The following is a 643-nucleotide window of genomic DNA, read 5'->3' as shown; positions in this document are numbered from 1 at the left end:
CGCCATCACCGCCATGCTGGCGCGCCGCGCGCATCTCGCGACGGCGCTGCGCGAATCCATCGAGGCCGGCGGCATCGAGATCGCGCTGCAGCCGCAGGTGCGCCTCGCCGACGGCGCGCATGTCGGCTTCGAGGCCCTCGCCCGCTGGTCGGACGGCGAGAAGCCGGTCTCGCCCGCCGAGTTCATCCCGGTCGCCGAGGAGATGGGGCTCATCGTGCCGCTGGGCGCCTGCGTGCTGGGCCTATCGCTTGCGGCGCTGACGCGGCTGCGCGGACGCGGGCTCGATCCGGGCCGGATCTCCGTGAACGTCGCGGCCTCGCAGCTGCTGACGCCCGATTTCGCCGGCTTCGTGCGCAGGGAGCTGCGCGCGCATGGGCTGGAGCCCGCCTGCCTGGAGATCGAGGTGACGGAGACCGTGCTGCTCGACCGCGCGGCCGACCGCATCGCGCAGGTGCTGGCGGAGCTGGAAAGCCTCGGMGTCTCGATCGCGCTGGACGATTTCGGCACGGGGTATGCCTCGCTCTCGCACCTCACGCGGCTGTCGGTGCACCGGCTGAAGATCGACCGGCGCTTCGTCCGCGACATCGGCGCGGGCGGCGTGCCCAACCCGATCGCACGCACGGTCATCGGCCTCGCGCACGGG

1 protein-coding gene is annotated in these 643 nt (G+C 73.1%); it reads left to right on the top strand.

Annotated elements, in window-relative coordinates; genetic code table 11:
• A partial coding sequence (locus AC1DWF_RS35555) for an EAL domain-containing protein (RefSeq protein WP_476843159.1) occupies positions 1–643 on the top strand: 643 nt, incomplete at both ends.

The sequence above is a fragment of the Aminobacter sp. P4_D5 genome, assembly GCF_056401815.1.
Note: the sequence above shows the minus strand (reverse complement) of the source record. Positions and strands in the feature narration are given on the sequence as shown.